The sequence below is a fragment of the Bradyrhizobium sp. UFLA05-89 genome (assembly GCF_059803475.1).
Genome location: NZ_JBANBA010000149.1, coordinates 1 through 15,900, shown reverse-complemented (window position 1 = coordinate 15,900; position 15,900 = coordinate 1). Strand labels below are relative to the sequence as shown.

At 57.8% G+C, this 15,900-nt stretch carries 21 protein-coding genes; 6 read left to right on the top strand and 15 right to left on the bottom strand.

The features are described from left to right. The 5 genes from tnpC to SO139_RS41745 form a co-directional block, all read right to left on the bottom strand. A partial coding sequence (gene tnpC / locus SO139_RS41765; RefSeq protein ID WP_498541859.1) for an IS66 family transposase occupies positions 1-1,054 on the bottom strand: 1,054 nt, incomplete at its 3' end. Between the two features lie 65 nt (positions 1,055-1,119). Next, positions 1,120-1,467 (bottom strand): IS66 family insertion sequence element accessory protein TnpB, encoded by a 348-nt coding sequence (tnpB, locus tag SO139_RS41760; protein WP_498541858.1) that lies wholly within the window; start codon positions 1,465-1,467, stop codon positions 1,120-1,122. Then, positions 1,464-1,886 (bottom strand): IS66-like element accessory protein TnpA, encoded by a 423-nt coding sequence (gene tnpA / locus SO139_RS41755; RefSeq protein ID WP_449384679.1) that lies wholly within the window; start codon positions 1,884-1,886, stop codon positions 1,464-1,466. The genes tnpB and tnpA overlap by 4 nt, the downstream gene beginning before the upstream one ends. Then, the gene (locus tag SO139_RS41750; RefSeq protein WP_449384640.1) at positions 1,883-2,089 is read right to left on the bottom strand and encodes a hypothetical protein; all 207 of its coding nucleotides are present in this window, start codon (positions 2,087-2,089) and stop codon (positions 1,883-1,885) included. Before SO139_RS41750 ends, tnpA begins: the two co-directional genes overlap by 4 nt. 495 nt (positions 2,090-2,584) lie before the next feature. Then, positions 2,585-3,562, bottom strand: coding sequence for a hypothetical protein (locus tag SO139_RS41745; RefSeq protein ID WP_449384639.1), 978 nt, complete (start codon positions 3,560-3,562; stop codon positions 2,585-2,587). Positions 3,563-4,360: 798 nt separating this feature from the next. Between SO139_RS41745 and SO139_RS41740 the strand changes: the two genes are divergently transcribed. Next, complete coding sequence (locus tag SO139_RS41740; protein ID WP_449384638.1) at positions 4,361-5,404, top strand: hypothetical protein; 1,044 nt, start codon at positions 4,361-4,363, stop codon at positions 5,402-5,404. Between the two features lie 53 nt (positions 5,405-5,457). Here SO139_RS41740 and SO139_RS41735 read toward each other — a convergent pair whose 3' ends face one another. Both SO139_RS41735 and SO139_RS41730 read right to left on the bottom strand, forming a co-directional pair. After that, a complete protein-coding gene (locus SO139_RS41735) occupies positions 5,458-6,435 on the bottom strand; it encodes a COG3904 family protein (RefSeq protein ID WP_474804229.1) in 978 nt (325 codons plus the stop codon). 104 nt (positions 6,436-6,539) lie between these two features. Beyond that, positions 6,540-7,283, bottom strand: coding sequence for a hypothetical protein (locus tag SO139_RS41730; RefSeq protein WP_449384517.1), 744 nt, complete (start codon positions 7,281-7,283; stop codon positions 6,540-6,542). A gap of 163 nt (positions 7,284-7,446) precedes the next feature. On the opposite strand from SO139_RS41730, the gene SO139_RS41725 reads away from it, so the two are divergent. Further along, the gene (locus SO139_RS41725) at positions 7,447-8,355 is read left to right on the top strand and encodes a hypothetical protein (RefSeq protein WP_449384516.1); all 909 of its coding nucleotides are present in this window, start codon (positions 7,447-7,449) and stop codon (positions 8,353-8,355) included. 71 nt (positions 8,356-8,426) lie between these two features. On the opposite strand, the gene SO139_RS41720 is transcribed toward SO139_RS41725, so the two are convergent. The 3 genes from SO139_RS41720 to SO139_RS41710 form a co-directional block, all read right to left on the bottom strand. Then, the gene (locus tag SO139_RS41720; RefSeq protein ID WP_449384515.1) at positions 8,427-8,639 is read right to left on the bottom strand and encodes a hypothetical protein; all 213 of its coding nucleotides are present in this window, start codon (positions 8,637-8,639) and stop codon (positions 8,427-8,429) included. A 10-nt stretch (positions 8,640-8,649) separates the two neighbouring features. Next, positions 8,650-8,856, bottom strand: coding sequence for a DUF6894 family protein (locus SO139_RS41715; protein WP_449384514.1), 207 nt, complete (start codon positions 8,854-8,856; stop codon positions 8,650-8,652). 85 nt (positions 8,857-8,941) lie between these two features. Next, a complete protein-coding gene (locus tag SO139_RS41710; protein WP_449384513.1) occupies positions 8,942-9,217 on the bottom strand; it encodes a ribbon-helix-helix domain-containing protein in 276 nt (91 codons plus the stop codon). A 143-nt stretch (positions 9,218-9,360) separates the two neighbouring features. On the opposite strand from SO139_RS41710, the gene SO139_RS41705 reads away from it, so the two are divergent. Next, entirely contained in the window at positions 9,361-9,498 is a 138-nt protein-coding gene (locus SO139_RS41705) for a hypothetical protein (protein ID WP_498541857.1), read from the top strand. A 406-nt stretch (positions 9,499-9,904) separates the two neighbouring features. Here SO139_RS41705 and SO139_RS41700 read toward each other — a convergent pair whose 3' ends face one another. From SO139_RS41700 to SO139_RS41685, 4 genes are all read right to left on the bottom strand, one after another. Next, positions 9,905-10,192, bottom strand: coding sequence for a hypothetical protein (locus SO139_RS41700; protein WP_449384512.1), 288 nt, complete (start codon positions 10,190-10,192; stop codon positions 9,905-9,907). Between the two features lie 164 nt (positions 10,193-10,356). Then, positions 10,357-11,406 (bottom strand): acyltransferase family protein, encoded by a 1,050-nt coding sequence (locus SO139_RS41695; protein WP_449384511.1) that lies wholly within the window; start codon positions 11,404-11,406, stop codon positions 10,357-10,359. Positions 11,407-12,007: 601 nt separating this feature from the next. Further along, positions 12,008-12,253: a hypothetical protein gene (locus SO139_RS41690; protein ID WP_474804221.1), complete on the bottom strand. Its 246-nt coding sequence runs from the start codon at positions 12,251-12,253 to the stop codon at positions 12,008-12,010. Positions 12,254-12,525: 272 nt separating this feature from the next. After that, on the bottom strand, positions 12,526-12,696 hold the full coding sequence (locus tag SO139_RS41685) for a hypothetical protein (RefSeq protein ID WP_449384509.1): 171 nt from the start codon (positions 12,694-12,696) through the stop codon (positions 12,526-12,528). Between the two features lie 495 nt (positions 12,697-13,191). Between SO139_RS41685 and SO139_RS41680 the strand changes: the two genes are divergently transcribed. From SO139_RS41680 to SO139_RS41670, 3 genes are all read left to right on the top strand, one after another. Next, positions 13,192-13,803, top strand: a complete 612-nt coding sequence (locus SO139_RS41680) for a hypothetical protein (protein WP_449384508.1) — start codon at positions 13,192-13,194, stop codon at positions 13,801-13,803. Between the two features lie 171 nt (positions 13,804-13,974). Continuing rightward, a complete protein-coding gene (locus SO139_RS41675; RefSeq protein ID WP_449384507.1) occupies positions 13,975-14,217 on the top strand; it encodes a hypothetical protein in 243 nt (80 codons plus the stop codon). 528 nt (positions 14,218-14,745) lie between these two features. Continuing rightward, a complete protein-coding gene (locus tag SO139_RS41670; RefSeq protein ID WP_449384506.1) occupies positions 14,746-15,219 on the top strand; it encodes a PH domain-containing protein in 474 nt (157 codons plus the stop codon). A 103-nt stretch (positions 15,220-15,322) separates the two neighbouring features. Here SO139_RS41670 and SO139_RS41665 read toward each other — a convergent pair whose 3' ends face one another. Beyond that, positions 15,323-15,568 (bottom strand): hypothetical protein, encoded by a 246-nt coding sequence (locus SO139_RS41665; protein ID WP_449384505.1) that lies wholly within the window; start codon positions 15,566-15,568, stop codon positions 15,323-15,325. Positions 15,569-15,900: the final 332 nt, after the last annotated feature.

The following is a 15,900-nucleotide window of genomic DNA, read 5'->3' as shown; positions in this document are numbered from 1 at the left end:
GCGCATGGACCCAACATGCCGCTTCCCGGATCGGTCCGGGCTGGCGGCCCGCCAGATAGAGCTGGTTGTACCCGTCATAGGCGTCGGCCTGCAGGATGCCGGCATACCCCGCCAGATGCGCCTGGGGATGCTCGCCCCTGCGATCGCGGGAGTAGTAGAACATTGCCGCCGGCGGCCCGGCGCCGCCAAACGGCCGGTCATCCCGGACGTAGATCCAGCAGCGTGCCGTATCGGTCTTGCCCTTGGCCAGCACTGGCACGGTCGTATCATCGGCATGCAGGCGCTCGGCCGCCATGACATGGGCTTCGACCAGGCGCAGCAGGGGCTCCAGCGACGCACTGACCGATCCCACGGCGTCCGCCATGGTCGACAGCGCGATCGGCACGCCTTCCAGGGCGTAGCGCTCAGCCTGGCGGTTTAAAGGCTGATGTTGGCCGAACTTCTCGAACATGATCATGGCCAGCAGGCTCGGGCCGGCCCATCCCCGTGCGACGGCATGGAATGGTGCCGGGACCTGGCTGATCTTCTCGCAGTCGCGGCAGGAGAACTTCTCCCGCACCGTCTCGATCACCTTCCACTGGCGCGGCACCACTTCCAGCGTCCTCGTCACGTCCTCGCCGAGCTTGCGCAGACGGTTGCCGCCGCAGCATTCGCAAGCCGTCGGCGGCTCGATCACCACCCGTTCTCGTGGGAGATGCTCGGGGAAGGTCTGGCGCTCGGCGCGCTTGCGCGTAAATCCGCGCACCGTCGTCGTCTTGGCCACGGCCTCTTCCGCCGCCAGTTCGTCTTCAGTGGCGTCGGCTGCCAATTCCTCGAACGTCAACGCCAACTGCTCGATCAGGCGCGACGAGCGCTCCGACCGCTGGCCGTAGATCTGATGCTTCAGCTTGGCGATCTGCAGCTTTTGCTGGGCGATCAGCGCCTCGTCTTCCGACGCTTTCGCGCGGGCGACCGCGAGTTCAGCCGCGATCTCCAAACCCTTCGCGCGCTCGACGGCCAGAGCTTGTTTCAGGGCGGCAACGTCATCCGGAATCGCGTCGCGGTCAGCATCCATGTGACGCAGTGAATCACAGATTTGATGCGTTGGGACTCCCCCAAAATGCCCCCGCCGGTCTTCGCTCAGCCCGCACTCCGCGGCCGCCAGGTCACTTGCGGATTCCGCCAGTCGATCCCTTCGAGCATATAGGCCGTCTGTGCCGCTGAGATCGATATTGCGCCGGAAGACGCCGAAGGCCAGATAAACTTGCCGCGGTCCAGGCGCTTGGCATAGAGCGACAGCCCGATCCCGTCATGCCAGAGAATCTTGACCAGATCGCCGCGGCGGCCCCGGAAGATGTAGAGATCGCCGGCATGGGGATCGCGCTTCAGGCTTTCCTGGATCGTAAGCGCCAAGCTTTGCATGCCGCGGCGCATATCGGTGTGGCCGGTCGCGATCCAGACCCTGACACCGCTCGGGGTTGGGATCATTGCCGCCTCAGAAGCTCAAGGACCCGCTGCAGCGCCTCAACATCCACGTCACGGTCAACGCGAACACGACAGCCGCCAAGCTCGATCTCGATGATTCCGGCCTTCGTGCGCGGCGCAGGAGACGAAGACAACGGCCTCGGCGCACACGGCGATGCCGGGGCCGGCGCAGGGGTGATCTCCACAGGAACAAGCGCCGGCACGGCATCCCCGCTCAGCCGGCCTTCGCGCGCCAACCGGCGCCACGTGAACAATTGGCTCGCAGACAAGCCGTTGCGCCGCGCCGTTACCGACACCAATCGTGGCCCGCCGTAGCTCTCGGCAACGATCCGCTGCTTCTCCTCGAATGTCCAATGGCGCCGAGCGCCCGTCGAGACAATTTCCAGCCGAGAGACCTTCGGCATAGGCGTATGGTCAGTCATACGCCTATGTCTTCAATCTCCATCACACCGCGCAAGGCGGCCTTCGCCGGAGCGATACCGATAATTTGACCATTCTGATAAATGATTAGATCCAGCTTGCTCGTAACTTCGGACTGCCACGCCCGTGCAGCTGATCGTTCATTGTACTCGTTGATTTTGGCAATAATCGAGGCAATGGCCTGGGCAACGGTAGCGGGATCCATTTCGCACCCCCCGTCGGAGAATTTTAGTGCCAGACTATGTTGAACCGACTCTCGCTCGCAACCTGCTAGCTCTGCGACTTTAAGTCCCGGTAAGTAGAACTCCAACGGTAGTGCCGTAGTCGCAGCTATCTCCGAGCTTCTCGCGGGTACGGACAACCGGCTAACTTATCAGCGTCATCCGGCTAGACCTTCCCACTTTTAACGGGAGGCGAGCGCAAGGGGCGGTGGCGGCCGCTATCGACGAATGGCGGAGAAGTCGGTGAGGCAGTGGTGGTGACAAGATGCGCGAACCTGTTCTGACCCGCGCCAGATCATAACCGTGGCCAGAAGCAAAGCGACGACAACAAGTTTGGCCAACGTGTCGTTGCTCAGCTTCGCTTCTCCTTCGCTTTTCAGTCCAGTCCGACCAGCGGCAGATGTTAGCTAGGTTACTTTGAGCGGACGGCTGACTATGGTCAAGCAGCGTGAGCGTCGCCCTCGGGAGGCCAGTTCATCCTAGACGTTCGAAAGGATTTCAACGCGCTTGCGATGATACTCCTCAGATGAGATCAACCCTTTGTTCAAAAGATCAGCAATTTCATGAAGCCTGGCTTCTGGGGCGGGCAGCAAACTCGCTCGACGCTCATGCTCTTGAATGATTCTTTCGTCTGATGTGCTACGATCAATAGCTGCTTTGCGTGCCCTCTCAATCATGTCCACTAAGGCTTGTGCTCCACACGGAATATCCCGATTCACGAGGATAATGTGAAATCCATAATTTTCCTGATTCCAGGTCAGTACATCCTTCTCGTCTGAGGATTTAGGCACCGTTACGTCACGGACAGACCAAATCATCTCGGAGAACTTTCCGATTGAGGTTACCTTCATCCAATTCATTGTGATCCCCGCCCAATGCGGTCCCAATCGGGTTCGTCTTGCCAGATCCTCTCTTTTGAGTTTTTTTCGGCTTGCCAAGAAAACTTCTAGGTCAATAAGGCCAAGGCCCATGCATCTCATTCCTTGAAGTCTAAAAACCCCGGCCGATGCGAGATTGCTCCAGTCGGCGAAGCCCCAAGGAAACCAATCACCCGATCCACTCAGGCTAACGGGACCTAAGGTGTAACAGGCCAGTAGCAATCCGTTTTTACGAATTTCAAGGAACCCAAAGGGTTGTGTCATTCTTATCAGCCCAAAGATCGCCGACGAGCTTAAAAAGGGGAGTGCAAGAAGCAACATTGGGAGCGCCCAGAAAGGCGTACCCGATGCGTGGCTCACAAGCTTCATTGCCGTGGCGAGTCCTTGATCAATATGAACGAGCACGCTGATGCCAAGGCCGGCAAAGTATAGAGAGCCGACTGCCATTAATACGCACCCGCTCCACTGCACAGTTCGCCAGAGGACTGGAGGTCTGATCTCCACTCGCGTTACAGTATCCTCGGCACAGCCCAGTGGCACTGCCGTTGCGTCGGATGTTGCCGAATTGTCGGTGTCCACGGGCGGCCTCCTTGCCTATCCAACCAGCGACTGGGTAATCCTTGGCATTCTTCGAGGGGCCGCGCGATCTCAGCTTCAATGGCGTCTGTTTACCGGCCTCTATCAGGATAATCGAAGGCATCAATGCATGGGGCGGTCACGAAGAGCAGTTTCCGCTGGCTCGTAGCACGGATAAAGCACCCACAAGCTAATGAGCTTGAACGCTTGTCTGTGTGAGACGGATCACACTTGTCGGGGAACATTCTCCGTGGTGATCGGAAGCGGGCGGCTGTCGTGGCCGTATCGAGCTGCGATGGCGGGACCGGTGAAGCTGCCAGCCGCTGCGGGAGGTCCGACGAGCCTGGAATCGCCGCGCGCTCAAGCCCATTGAATGGCTGCCTCAGTTCTGCTCGATCGAACCCCTCCGCGGTGTGCTGCGAACCGTCGAACACAAGACCGTATCCGGCGAATGACGTTCGAAATTCACAAAAGAAGGCGGAGGGCCGTCACTGCCAAGATAATTCTCAGTGCGGAGGCGATGGTCGAGATCGGCCGGATGGTGCAGTCTGGAGAGTTGACAGGCTGCTGTCTTGCGGCGTTCCAGTCGAGCAGTCAGTTGGCCAACTAGCAACTAGGGCAGGGTGGCTTTGCACGCTCCAGGGCGGCATCGTGAGATGCCGCCCGCAGCATCCACCCGCTCGGTAAATCTGTCACAGAAAATCCCGCGGCTCTCCTTCATTTTGCTGCCGCGAGGACTCGCGTGGGGCTCGACTTAGGATTCGGCTCTTCTGAGCGCATTCCGCGCAAGGAGATGACCAGATGGAAGCAGGTCAAGAGACAGGCGTGCCGTGTATCGACGATGCAAGCTTGAGGCCCAAGATTGAACTACTGACTAATGTTTGCGCCTCCCGCAAAGGCCGCACACCGAGCGCCGCGAAAGGAATGGCGAATGCCGACACTGTCATGACGCGACTGGAAAATGGCGCCGTGTTGAAGGATGCCCTAATGCCTGGGGCCTCCTATGAGGGATGGCATTCGCACTGCAAGTTGCATCCAGAATGGGCAGCTAGAGCCAAGGCTCTGGTCGAACGGAACGCGGAGGCCGGTCGCGCCCGAAGGCTTGAAAACTGCGGTGTTCTCCGGAAACGCGCGCAGACACATTGTTCTCGTGGTCACGCACTCAGCAAAGAGAATACTCGGCTTCGGACGCGGAACGGACGCATCAATCGCGAATGTAAACAGTGCGAACGTGAACGCCAAAAGTCGCGCGGTGCCCCGCTCAAACCTCGAACGATGTTGAAGGTCGTCAGGGCCATGCAACAGGGTGTCCGGTTCGCGGCGCTCAGGAAGATTGTCGACGTCAGTGCGTTCTATCGGACCATTCGCCAAGTGCCAGATTTCGCAGTAGTCCATCACGTCTGGTCGACCAAAGGCGGCGCTGATCGGATGGAACGTGTCGCAGTATTCCACAAAAACCGAAAATCCACGCCGAAAAAGCGGCGCAGCCCGAAGGACCCGCGCGGACTGCCACATCCAGAACTCGTAATGGAAAAGCTCGAGGGCGGGCAGCCGCTCCGCATCGCACTGCGCGACACGAAATGGGCCGGGTATCAGGGTTTCCGTTCGCAGTGTCTCATCGATCCTGAATGGGGCGCGAAGGCAAATGAGCTGGTGGAGAAAAATGCCGAGGCGGGACGCATCCTCAAGCTAACCAACCTTGGTGTCTTCAGGAAGCGTGCTCTGAGGTACTGCCCGCGCGGCCACGAATATGGTGACATCAAGACGCCATGGTCCCTCGATGCACCGATCGGCCATGACACGGACACCAGGCTGGTCAATACTGTGTCTGAAAGTCTTTGGTGAGGTTCGATCAAGGACGCCCGCCGGTTCTAGCTGGCGGGCTCTACGCTCGCCGTCTACTCGTCGGCCACCTTTGACCAGACACCACTACTGTCTTTCATGTCGCGGTGAGAGGTGCCGTTGTCCCAGTTGATGCAAGTTCGAACATCATTGAAATCGTTTAATGTGCATGCTTCGCGCACGATGACCTTGCCGGTCATGTCCTCAACGGTCTTCACAAAGGCGATTTTGCCCTGATTATCGACGTAACTCACCCCTATGTTGCACACCTTTAGCTCGGGTTGGCAGGAGCGGCTGAAGAGCGGTTTGCCGTTATTTTGACTAGCCGATCGTTCCATAGCTCGACTTACGACTTCGGCCCAGGTGGGTGCAGCGGTTGGCTTGTAGGTTTGAGAAGCGGTGACACCCGTATTTGACGGTAACAGCGGCAAGGGCTCCTTTGCTGGGGTTTGCTGCAGGTTGGCGACTGGCGGACCCGATTGAGATGGACGACCCATCATCGTGACGCCCATCGACTGAAGCTCCTGTGGGCTTAGCCAAACCATATCTTGGGGAGATGTGACGACCATCCGACCAATGATCGCGGATGGGACGCCCAGCTCTTTTGCTATTTTGGCCATAGAGACTGTCGCAGCACCGGACGCGGCTGTCTCCTCGCCGTTTTCGCCGGAAGCTCCGTGCACTCCAATTTGGGCGCCGTAACTAGCGTTCTTCGTCGAGCCGGCGGCAAACATCAAAAAGCACGCCGACGCGCAGACTGCTGCCTTGCCAACATTTGTGGATGTCTTGCCATACCTTATGGCGTCGGCGATCTTTACTCCCTCAAGCAAATTGCCACCGGGAGAATCTAGCCTCACGTTTGCAACAAACTTCCCAGAATCGTTCGCTTGGCGAACTGATTGGAAGAACTTATCGGCGTCGCCGGAAATAATTTCTCCAGTGATCCAAATAGTTGCTTGGCCGGACTTGCCAATCCCAACTTTGACCTCGGCAGCTTCGCTATGGCTCGAGAATCCTGCGATCAAGAGCAACATAAACGCGATCGAATCCGCCCCACGTCGAATAATCATTTTGGATGGCCCCCCATTGCAGGATATTGTTCAGCAACATGGAGGCGTGCGCAATAGCAGACCGGCCACTAGTCGGCGTAATTGCCGTTAAGGCAGAAATCCATGATGGGCCTGCCGTCGTCATCCACTTGGGGATTTGTAGCATCGTACTCGAAGCAGAATGCGGTTCGATGGACCTCATCCAGAGTGCGGTATACGAAACAGCCAGCGATCAGAATTAAGTCCGTTCCGTTCGTCACCGATTTGGTTATGAGGGTGCTGCTTTTCTTGATCTGATATGGCGTGAAGGTCTGCCTGCCCGGGAAAATCGTCAACTGGCTCCCGTTCGGCTGCCTTTGCTTGCAATCCTCGACGTGTCTCTTTGCGCGCTCGGCGCGATCGGCGGCCAAGTCTCTGTTGAACGAATAACTGTCAGGGTCGTAAAAAACATCCTGGGCGGGCTGGCGCCCGGTGTTTTGGTATTCGAGGAAGAACTGTAGGGGCTTCCCGACCGCGGGCTTTTCACTCAGGCGCATCGACACGGGACCGACCCAAGCTCTGTCGGCGCGCACAGCGTTGCGAGCGCTGTTGTACGACACCCACAGAGCGGTGATCGCCGTTAAAACAGAGGCTGCGCTGATACACACCGCAAAACGCTGGTAGCGCGTTTCCCTCCGGTGCAGCCAGTCGCGCGCGTCGGTAAGCTTTTCCTCGTCTGTGTAGATGCTGTTTTCTACCCGGCGCCGAAGCTGATCGACGCCTACCGCTTCAAATTCTTTCCAGTTGTCGCGGCGCCGCCGTCGCCGATCCAGCCGCGCCCGAAGCCAAGCCATCGTATCCCCAGCTCTGTTTCACCGGCAACTTGCCCGCAACCGCAGGGCGAGCGCAAGGGGCGAGCCAACATGTTAGCCGTGGATCGTCATGGTTGAACCATTGACCTGCCGCGACTCAGGAGCCGCCTTCGCCAGCGCATGTCTGCGTTTAGTGGAGGGGCCAATGGGTTTGAAAGATCCGGACCAGTTCATGGCCCGTTTGCGGATGGGCTATACGATGAGGGCAGTAACTAGCGGGAAAGGCACCCCGGACGGCAAGCGTGTCCGTGGATTGGGGACGAGGGAGGGGTTTGAAGCCCATTGTCGGGAATTTCCTGAGTGGGGCCGCAAAGCGGCCGCGCTTCTGAAACAGAACGCGGACGTAGCCCAGAAGAGAAAATGTAGCAAGCTAACCCACTGCAACCGCGGTCACCTACTGGCTGGCAACAACCTAGCCTATAAGCGAGATTCGAAGGACGGAAAGTTCTATCGGTACTGCAAGGCTTGCCATCGATTGCGCGGAACGTGGGGCCCCGAAATGACGCCTCAACAAGAGCAAGAGGTGATCAAGGCGGCAAAGGCCGGTATCATCATCGAAGCGATTACACGAGGGACGCTTCAACGCCCCAAGATATGCAGTTTCCTAACTCTTAAGCACCGGCGCATCGCCAATCCGGAGTTGGATCGTATCATCATCGCGAACGCTCGTAATCCTCTTTCGAGGAGGCAGTTAATGCGCTTCCAGATCGTGCCAGCGAACGCGGCTTTTTTCAGCCTCACCGAGCCGCGACCAGAAATTCCCCCGTTCGAGCTGAGACCTGGCGACTACGAATGGATACTTTCGCTGGTCGGCTGGAAATTTCCGTACGACATGCGGCTGGATATCGCCCAAGATGTGATTGAGGCGTTGCTGCTGCGATCAATCAGCAGAGAGCAGGTGCCGAGCCGCATCGTGGATTTCATCTCCAAGCATCGGCGCGCGGTCGGCAATCCCGAATATGACTGCGACCTCGATTCGCCACTCACGGAGGGTGGGAAACTCACAAGGGTAGATGCTGTCGCATTCACTCGTTGGAAAGTGGGGCTTGGATAGACGCGCCGAAGCGTCTGCCCATTAGGAATCACGGGGTGCGCGCCGGTTCACGCTGGCGAGCCTGTTTCTCGCTAAGCTTCTGTGCAAGCAATGTCGAGGTTTTCGCAGATTGAAGCGAACGCTTGTTTGGCTTCAGCAGTTTCAAAGCAAAACCGCGTCCCAAGGTTGCCGCGCTCAACCCACCAGTCGATTTTATCTTGTCGTGAAATGCGCGATGCCTCTCCGCGCAGCTGATCGAGTTGGCTTCCGACGGCTCGGACGATCAAGCAGTTCTTGGTGGCCATGGAAAATTTCTCAGGAAATATAGCCAAAAAAACCAACTTCCGAGCGGACCTCGATAGCCATGTCCTGCTGATCGCTCATACCAGGCGCCTCCTTCAACATGGCAGCCAACGTATTTGCGGCCTCCAGCTCAGCGGCCCTTTCATTCGTCAGTTCTAGACCTTCTTCGTCCGGGTAAAGTTCGGCTCCGTCCCTGATGTCGAAAAAGTAGCGGATCACAGCAACGTCTCCAGCGCGGTCCAACGCTGGCAAGCCTTCAGTGTTCCTAGACCACCAAGAGGCGCTGGTTTCCCCCTTCAATGCCTCACGCCCTACTGCTGGATGGCTGCGGGGCCAGCACTTTCTGCTGAAGCTGGGGCGCCGCAACGCGGCTCTTGAAGTAATCGAGCACGAACAGGCGTATCGCGGACGATAGGTTGCCTTGCTGGCGGTTGCGGTCGATGTCACCAACCAGCTCCGACAGCGTCATGTTACGCAGGCTGGAAATCTCCTTCATGGCGGTCCAGAAGGCCTCCTCCAGGCTGACGCTGGTCTTGTGGCTGGCGACGACGATAGATCGTTTCACGACCGGGGATTTCATCGGCTATTCCTCGCAATCGATGGTGCGCAACGCGGCGCCTAATATACCGAGAAGAACGGCAAAGTAAGATTCTCTCAGTGGTCCCCTCTGGGGATTTTGATCTATCTCAAAGGTCCGCCCGGGGGCTGGCAAAGATTTGCCTGATGAGACCGTCTGACAACCCCTACAGCGATAAGGATGCGCCGAAGCCTTCGCGCACTGAGGAGGCTCGACGTATCATCGAGGAGTATCTGGAGGATCTGCGAGAGATCATCAGGAAGCTTCGCGGGAAGCTGAACTGACATCCCTCCGGGAAAAGATGGTAAGTCGGCCAAAGAGTATCGAATATTCGTCCTGACATTCGAGGGCAACATTGTCCAGACTATCGTCCTGTGCCACCTAAGAAGATGCAAGGCAGCGGGCTCAGCAGCTAGTTGAGAGCCGTCCCGTGGAGCTTTGGGAGGGGCCGCGCCGGATAGCTCGGTTTGATCCGAAGCATTGAGTGGCGCGGGGTTTCGGTCCCTGCTCATCCCGCGGCCGATTCATGCTGGCGGGCCCTGAGGCATTTTGACCTATCTCAATGGCGGGCCTCGTCAGGCTGGTGTCAGCCTGCCGTGCAAGTCCTTCAACGTTGTCGATTCCTCCCAGGGTATCGGCGGCGGCGAGATCCGGTTTGGATTTGCCTCCATTTCCCGGATCTCGCTTCGATCATTGGACAACCCTGTATTTCTTCGCAGGCTTGCGTCGCGGCTTGACCTTCAGGTTTGGCCTGCTGCGGTTAAGTGCTCGCATGATGCCGATACGGGCGAGCATGGTCGGGCCGCCATTCTCGGCCACCAGGATCAGCGCTTCCATTGCGGCTTGCCACTCCGGGGCATCGTGCACGGCCTTGGGCAGTTCGGCGATGTACTCGCCTGCATCACGCAGCGTGATGAACTTGCGGCTGTCCACCTTGATCGGATCGTCGAACAGGCGGTCCCAAGCCTCGCGGTTCATCTCCTCAACTAAGGGTGTATTGAGTGGGTGGCGTGATGGTGGTTCTCAACACCGGGGGGCTGTTCTTACAACAGATGTCGTAAAGCCCGGGTGTCACTGCAGGGCCCTGGCAGCTCGTTGGATTGATTGTTGTTGGCGCGATCCAGCCAAACGGATGCACCAATTCACTGAACAATGGCGGTACCCTGACCACGGGCAATGTCGTGGGATGGTCGACTATGTGATGCTGCCCGTTTGCGGTGCGCCCATCGATTGATGGGCCGTTCAAGATAAGTCCATGACAGTTGAGCGAGGAGGCAGACACCGAGAAAAGTCTGCCATCTCCATAGCTCGCCTAGTTCAGGATTCGGAAGTAACCGGAACGCGGCTGAGCCCATCAGGCCGAGAACCGGCCAGTGGATAAGATATATCCCGTAAGAGATGTCACCCAATTTGACGATCCACGCGGGTGCCCATGGCAGAATAGCCAGACCGGCGACTGCCATCAGGCAAGAAACCTGAAGATAGAAAGGTGTTAGCGCCGGGCCGTAGTTGAAAAACAAAACACCGGCGGCGATGCAAAGGAACGATAGAAGCCAAGGCCGGATATCCTTGGACAAATTCAGAAGCTTCTCGAAAGCGAAATAAGCAAGAATCCCTGAACCAAAATCAAGATAGTGAGTGTTTACCAAGCGGGCTATCACTGAAACGCTGGGCTCCAATAACCATCCGGCAAAACCGGAAACAACGCAGTAAAGCAGTAACAAGCGTCGGCCACCGATCGGGATTAGGATCGCCGACAAGAAATAAAACATGATCTCAAACTCAAGCGTCCAACCAACGGAGTTGATCGGCTTGCGTTGAGGAATTATCAAAATAGAGTCGGTCGCATCGCGTAGATTGAAGGGATCGGCAATTGGAATCCCCCACTTCAGCACAATCCACATCATGATGGCCGTAACCAGCACATTGAGTGGATAGATGCGGAATAAGCGCTTCAATAAGAAGCCGCCAGGAGCGAAATCCGATCGCTCTGCAATATAGCAGACGATGAAACCGCTAATGCAGAAGAAGAGTTCAACGCCTTCCGCGCCATTGGCGGCGAGCCATGAGATCGTGTGCAGCGGCTGCTGGTCAAAGTAGGTGAGGCAGATGGGCGAGTGGAAATAAAAAACCGCCAACGCAGCGACGGCGCGGCCGGCTTGGATACCGGGAAGTCTTGTATTCGGTTCCATAGGTCGCCCCCAGGTTGGGGCCGCCGGCCGACGTGACGCCGTACGAACGGGAATCGTGGCGTTCAATCCCTAGCGATCATAAAACCCTGGTGCGTACCCATACCTTTGATCGCCATATCTGCGATGTCGGTAGTAGCCATAGTCGGGTTCCGACCGATTGTAAGCGCCCGGCGCATGGTAGTCGTTCCGGTAGCAACGCCCGTTCGAAAAGTTGAAATCGTAGCCGCGCGGACATGCACCATCCGGACGACCGCGAAATTGGATTTGTTGGACTGAGGCGTCTTCAGCGCTTGCGGCCGAAATCGGTCCTAGGATAGCCAGCGCCAGTAGTGCAGCACGAATAATCACCATCTTCCTCCGTTTTGCGCGACTCTCGTCTTCCTAACGAAGGGGAGTGATGAGAGTTCCAGCGATGCCGCCCCCGAGCTCGACGAGCTTGCGGGCGGCGGCTTCGGGGTTGGGGTTGGCGAAGGCCCGTTCGGCAGTGAGCCGCGGTTCACGCTGGGCAGCGTCTATTTCAGAAACGATGCAAAAAACTGCCAGACGATCAAGAGCACAACGATAACCAGCATGGCGTAGATGGTGCGGCGGCCGATGCGGTTCATCTGAGAACCCTGTATTTCTTGGCTGGCTTGCATTTCGGCTGAAGATCTGGGTTTGGCTTGTCCCGGTTCACGGCCCGCATGATGCCGATCCGGGCGAACATTGTCGGCCCGCCACGCTCGACGACAAGCAGCAACGCTTCCATAGCGGCCGCCCATTCCGGCGCATCGTGCACGGCCTTGGGTAACGCCGCGATGTGTTCGCCAGCGTCGAGCAGCGTGACCAGCTTTCTCCCGTCTGGCAACGCGATCGATTCATCGAAAGGCCGCCTCCAGCCCCAGTCCGTTCGTACGTCTCCACCGTTCAAGAGTGTAGCCGCTTCCGCTTTTTGCGCTTCGCGAGCGCGCTCTTGAGACGCTCTCGCAGAGAGAGGATCTCGGCATATTTGGCCGCGAGCTCGGCGTTCGTAATTTGCAGTCTGGATTGCGTTCTTAAATTGCGTTTCCTCATGTGACAGCCTAGCCGGCCGCACTGACGCGCACACTTCGATTTCGGAATTAAGCTTGACGGGGCAGGTTAATTCTGGGGCCCGCGATGGGCCAGGCTCTCGACGGCCGACTTTTCCTCGCACAGGCGCTGTTCCAAAAATTGGCGCTCAAGATCTGACAGATTGGTTTTAAGCAGCCGTCGATATCGGCTGATGTTCTTATCGTGGGCGCGCAGACGGGCGAGTCTCTCGTCGGTCACGGGGCCTCCAGTATGAATGAAAAAATCTAATCGTGGCGGCAACTAAGATAGATCAATGCGTCCAATCGTTTTATGAGGGCAAGCTTCGCGCCTGGTCGGTTGATTGTCAAACAAATCGAAAGCCGCCAGTTTGTAGCTAATTCCCCTCAGCGAGCGCGAATCGGGGGCCAACCTCCTTGGGGAGGGGTGGCAAAGCTTAGCAACCGCGTTAACTTGACCCAAGCTTGCAAGCTCGCCCGCGATCTCGCGCAGGGAAAGATTGGCTTCTGAAGGCGCTTCGCCGCTTGGACCATCTCGAGCTTGCGCTCGGCCCAGCTCCTTCTGCCCTCGACCTTGGCGCCTGTCCTGCGGCGTTTCTGGTCCCTAACGTGGCGGGTTGCCTCCTAGGAACTCATTTGCCTGCGCACAACTAAGGTCTAGCGCTGATCTGCAGGTGGTTTCTATTGATCTCGCTCGCTGGTTGCGGTTTTATCCCGGGAGGGCTGGGAGGACGCGATGCGCAATTGGGGCATCGTGGCGCTGTGCGTCACGTTGGGCGGCTGTGTAACAAATGCCGAGACGGTACAGTTTCGGCCATCCAATCCACAACAGCAGGCACTAATGCGAGATGGGCAAGCTGCCCTTGTGTCTCGCCAAAAGAGTTCGCTTGTTCTGGTCCGTCCAGCTTCGCGGCAAGTCCATGCGAACGGACGCCCTGTCTTCGTCGTCGCAATTAACAACCTGAGCAAAGCACCAACTGACTTCCGTGTCGCCCAAGTCGAGGCGACGCAGCACGTCGCTGGCTCTGACTACGGCATGCAGGTCGTCACCTATGAAATGCTAGTCCAGGAGGAAAAAAACCGACAAGTGGCAGCGGCGGTCCTCACAGGTCTGGCCGCGGCCGGGAATGCGTACAGCGCTTCTCAGGCCGGTTACGGTCACTACACAACTCCTGGCGGCCGCACAGGCACATTCTACAGTCCGACCGCGGCTGCCATCGCGCAAGGCAATGCCTCGGCACAGAACGAAGCCATGGTCGCTGCTACGGTGGAGACCGGTCAGCGCAACATGGCGGTGCTTGAACAGTCCGTGATCAAGGACAACACGTTGATGCCCGGCGAGTGGTAGGGTGGTCAGTTACATCTTGCCCCACCTGTTGCCGCCGAGGGCGGAGGACCAAAGACGTACACTATTGTCATAATGGTTGGCGCGGACCGACACGTTGTCGATATCGCTCAGGGACCAGCCGGAGCCTAATGGTCCCAACAAGAATTTCATTTTCAACAGGGGAGAATAAGAATGAAAGCGATGATCTTGGCAGGTGTTCTCACAACGATTGCCACAGCCGCGTGTGCGCAGAACTATGGGACGGGATCAAACCCTCAAAGCCATAGCGTATCCGGCTATACCCGCAGCAATGGCACATACGTGCAACCGTATACGGCGACAAATCCGAACAGCTCTCAGCGGGACAACTACGGCACGTCCGGCAACTATAATCCGAACAATGGAACGTTTGGAACGCGCACGCCGCGATACTGACTAAGCTAAGGGAGCCAATGCGGGGCGGATCTGTCGTCCTACTTCTAGGCATCACGGCTTTGGTAGCCTACTCGATGGGCCGACGTGAGGCGCCATCGAGTGAGCCGAAGCCGCTCGCCGTCATAGCCGCACCCAGCGCTACAAGGCCCATCGCACTAGTTGATCCAGTGCTGGAGCCTCCGGCGACTAAACCACCCGCAGTCCCCGCACCTTCATCAACATCCAATACGAAAGCGGCCGAGCCTCCACCTCCTGAGGTCAAGAAAAAGGCGCAGGCGGTTCTGACGGCAGCGGCAATCGCCGCGATCCTCATACAAGCCAGTCGCGATCAATATCACGCAAGTGGGAAGCCCTGCGCCTGTCCGGATGATCTGATGCGAAATGGCAGATCATGCGGAGCGAGAAGCGCCTACTCGCGGCCGGGCGGAGCGGCGCCGCTCTGCTATCCGAGTGACATCACTCCCGCGATGGTTGACACTTATCGGAAAACAGCGGCTTCTAGATGAAATGTAAGGCGCTGGGGGTCACATGAAATACATTGATCGCGTGCTCGGACCGCACGAAGAAGTCGTATACGAGACGGGCTTGCACTGGATCGTACTCGCTGCTCCACTCATCGCACTACTGATCTCCGGCTTTGCCGCAAGCGAAATGAACCCCAACAAGGTCGGCGCGACCCCTTTAGCCACGCTTGTGTTCTTTATCCTGGGCCTCTTCGGCTTAGTATCTCTTGTTAGGGCGCTGATCGATTGGACCACCACGGAAATTGCAGTGACTAGTCGCCGCATCGTTTTCAAGCGCGGCATGATCGGACGGAATACAATCGAAATCAATTTCAACCGCATCGAAGGTCTCGACGTGAAGCAAAGCGTGCTCGGTCGTATCCTTAACTTTGGGACCGTGATCGTTCGCGGCACTGGGATCGGCGCTCAGCCGATGCGCGATGTCTCTGCTCCCATCAAGCTGCGAAATGCGGCATTCGGTGATCCTAACGAACGATAAGTCTCGGAGCCCGCTTATCCTAAAGCAAGCCCATACAGCCTGCCGCTTCGTTCGTGCAGCAAGGTTTGTCGCAGCACCTTTTGGATCGCGCGCCAAACGGCGGTCATGTCTTCAAGAGCCGGACGTAGGTCCCAGACTCGTGCAACTCGAGCCAGCCGTGTTCGACTGCAAATTTGATCCCGGCGCCAAACTCGGTCCCGCTGGCTTTCAGCGCGTACAGAAACGGCGCGTTGATCCTCTCGATATGGATACGGCCGTCCTGCACGGCTTCGATGCCGGCGGCGAGCTCGATGAGCTTGCGAGCTGCGATTTCCGGGTTGGCAAAGGGACGTTCGGCGGTGAGCTTCATCGATATCCCATAGCCGGAGTCGGAGGCCTATTCCAATTGAAGTCCGGCCGGACATCTGCACCGCGGCGGCCGCAGGCCTGGCAGACGAAACGCGACTCGATGTCGGATAGTCGCACTTCCAGGGCTATCGAGTGGCTGCAACGGTAGTCGGCACAATAGACCAGGATGCCGCGCACGCCCATCTCGCGCATCTCGCCGAAGGTGATTTTGGTCGGGCGGTGACCGGCCGGTGCGCGGGCTTCTCGGCGAGCAGGTCGTAATCCTCCGCTGGGGGCCGCCTTGTCAGGTGGACCGTTGTGTTGAGAACTGTCCTTATGGACAGGCATACTCAC

Excerpts from the sequence above, each read along its gene's own strand:
- SO139_RS41740 (WP_449384638.1), top strand. The coding sequence starts at position 4,361 with ATGGAAGCAGGTCAAGAGACAGGCGTGCCGTGTATCGACGATGCAAGC.
- tnpB (WP_498541858.1), bottom strand. The coding sequence starts at position 1,467 with ATGATCCCAACCCCGAGCGGTGTCAGGGTCTGGATCGCGACCGGCCAC.
- SO139_RS41730 (WP_449384517.1), bottom strand. The coding sequence starts at position 7,283 with ATGGCTTGGCTTCGGGCGCGGCTGGATCGGCGACGGCGGCGCCGCGAC.
- SO139_RS41680 (WP_449384508.1), top strand. The coding sequence starts at position 13,192 with ATGCGCAATTGGGGCATCGTGGCGCTGTGCGTCACGTTGGGCGGCTGT.
- SO139_RS41705 (WP_498541857.1), top strand. The coding sequence starts at position 9,361 with ATGAGACCGTCTGACAACCCCTACAGCGATAAGGATGCGCCGAAGCCT.
- SO139_RS41695 (WP_449384511.1), bottom strand. The coding sequence starts at position 11,406 with ATGGAACCGAATACAAGACTTCCCGGTATCCAAGCCGGCCGCGCCGTC.
- SO139_RS41665 (WP_449384505.1), bottom strand. The coding sequence starts at position 15,568 with ATGAAGCTCACCGCCGAACGTCCCTTTGCCAACCCGGAAATCGCAGCT.
- SO139_RS41700 (WP_449384512.1), bottom strand. The coding sequence starts at position 10,192 with ATGAACCGCGAGGCTTGGGACCGCCTGTTCGACGATCCGATCAAGGTG.
- SO139_RS41675 (WP_449384507.1), top strand. The coding sequence starts at position 13,975 with ATGAAAGCGATGATCTTGGCAGGTGTTCTCACAACGATTGCCACAGCC.
- SO139_RS41670 (WP_449384506.1), top strand. The coding sequence starts at position 14,746 with ATGAAATACATTGATCGCGTGCTCGGACCGCACGAAGAAGTCGTATAC.
- tnpA (WP_449384679.1), bottom strand. The coding sequence starts at position 1,886 with ATGACTGACCATACGCCTATGCCGAAGGTCTCTCGGCTGGAAATTGTC.
- SO139_RS41710 (WP_449384513.1), bottom strand. The coding sequence starts at position 9,217 with ATGAAATCCCCGGTCGTGAAACGATCTATCGTCGTCGCCAGCCACAAG.
- SO139_RS41720 (WP_449384515.1), bottom strand. The coding sequence starts at position 8,639 with ATGGCCACCAAGAACTGCTTGATCGTCCGAGCCGTCGGAAGCCAACTC.
- SO139_RS41735 (WP_474804229.1), bottom strand. The coding sequence starts at position 6,435 with ATGTTGCTCTTGATCGCAGGATTCTCGAGCCATAGCGAAGCTGCCGAG.
- SO139_RS41750 (WP_449384640.1), bottom strand. The coding sequence starts at position 2,089 with ATGGATCCCGCTACCGTTGCCCAGGCCATTGCCTCGATTATTGCCAAA.
- SO139_RS41725 (WP_449384516.1), top strand. The coding sequence starts at position 7,447 with ATGGGTTTGAAAGATCCGGACCAGTTCATGGCCCGTTTGCGGATGGGC.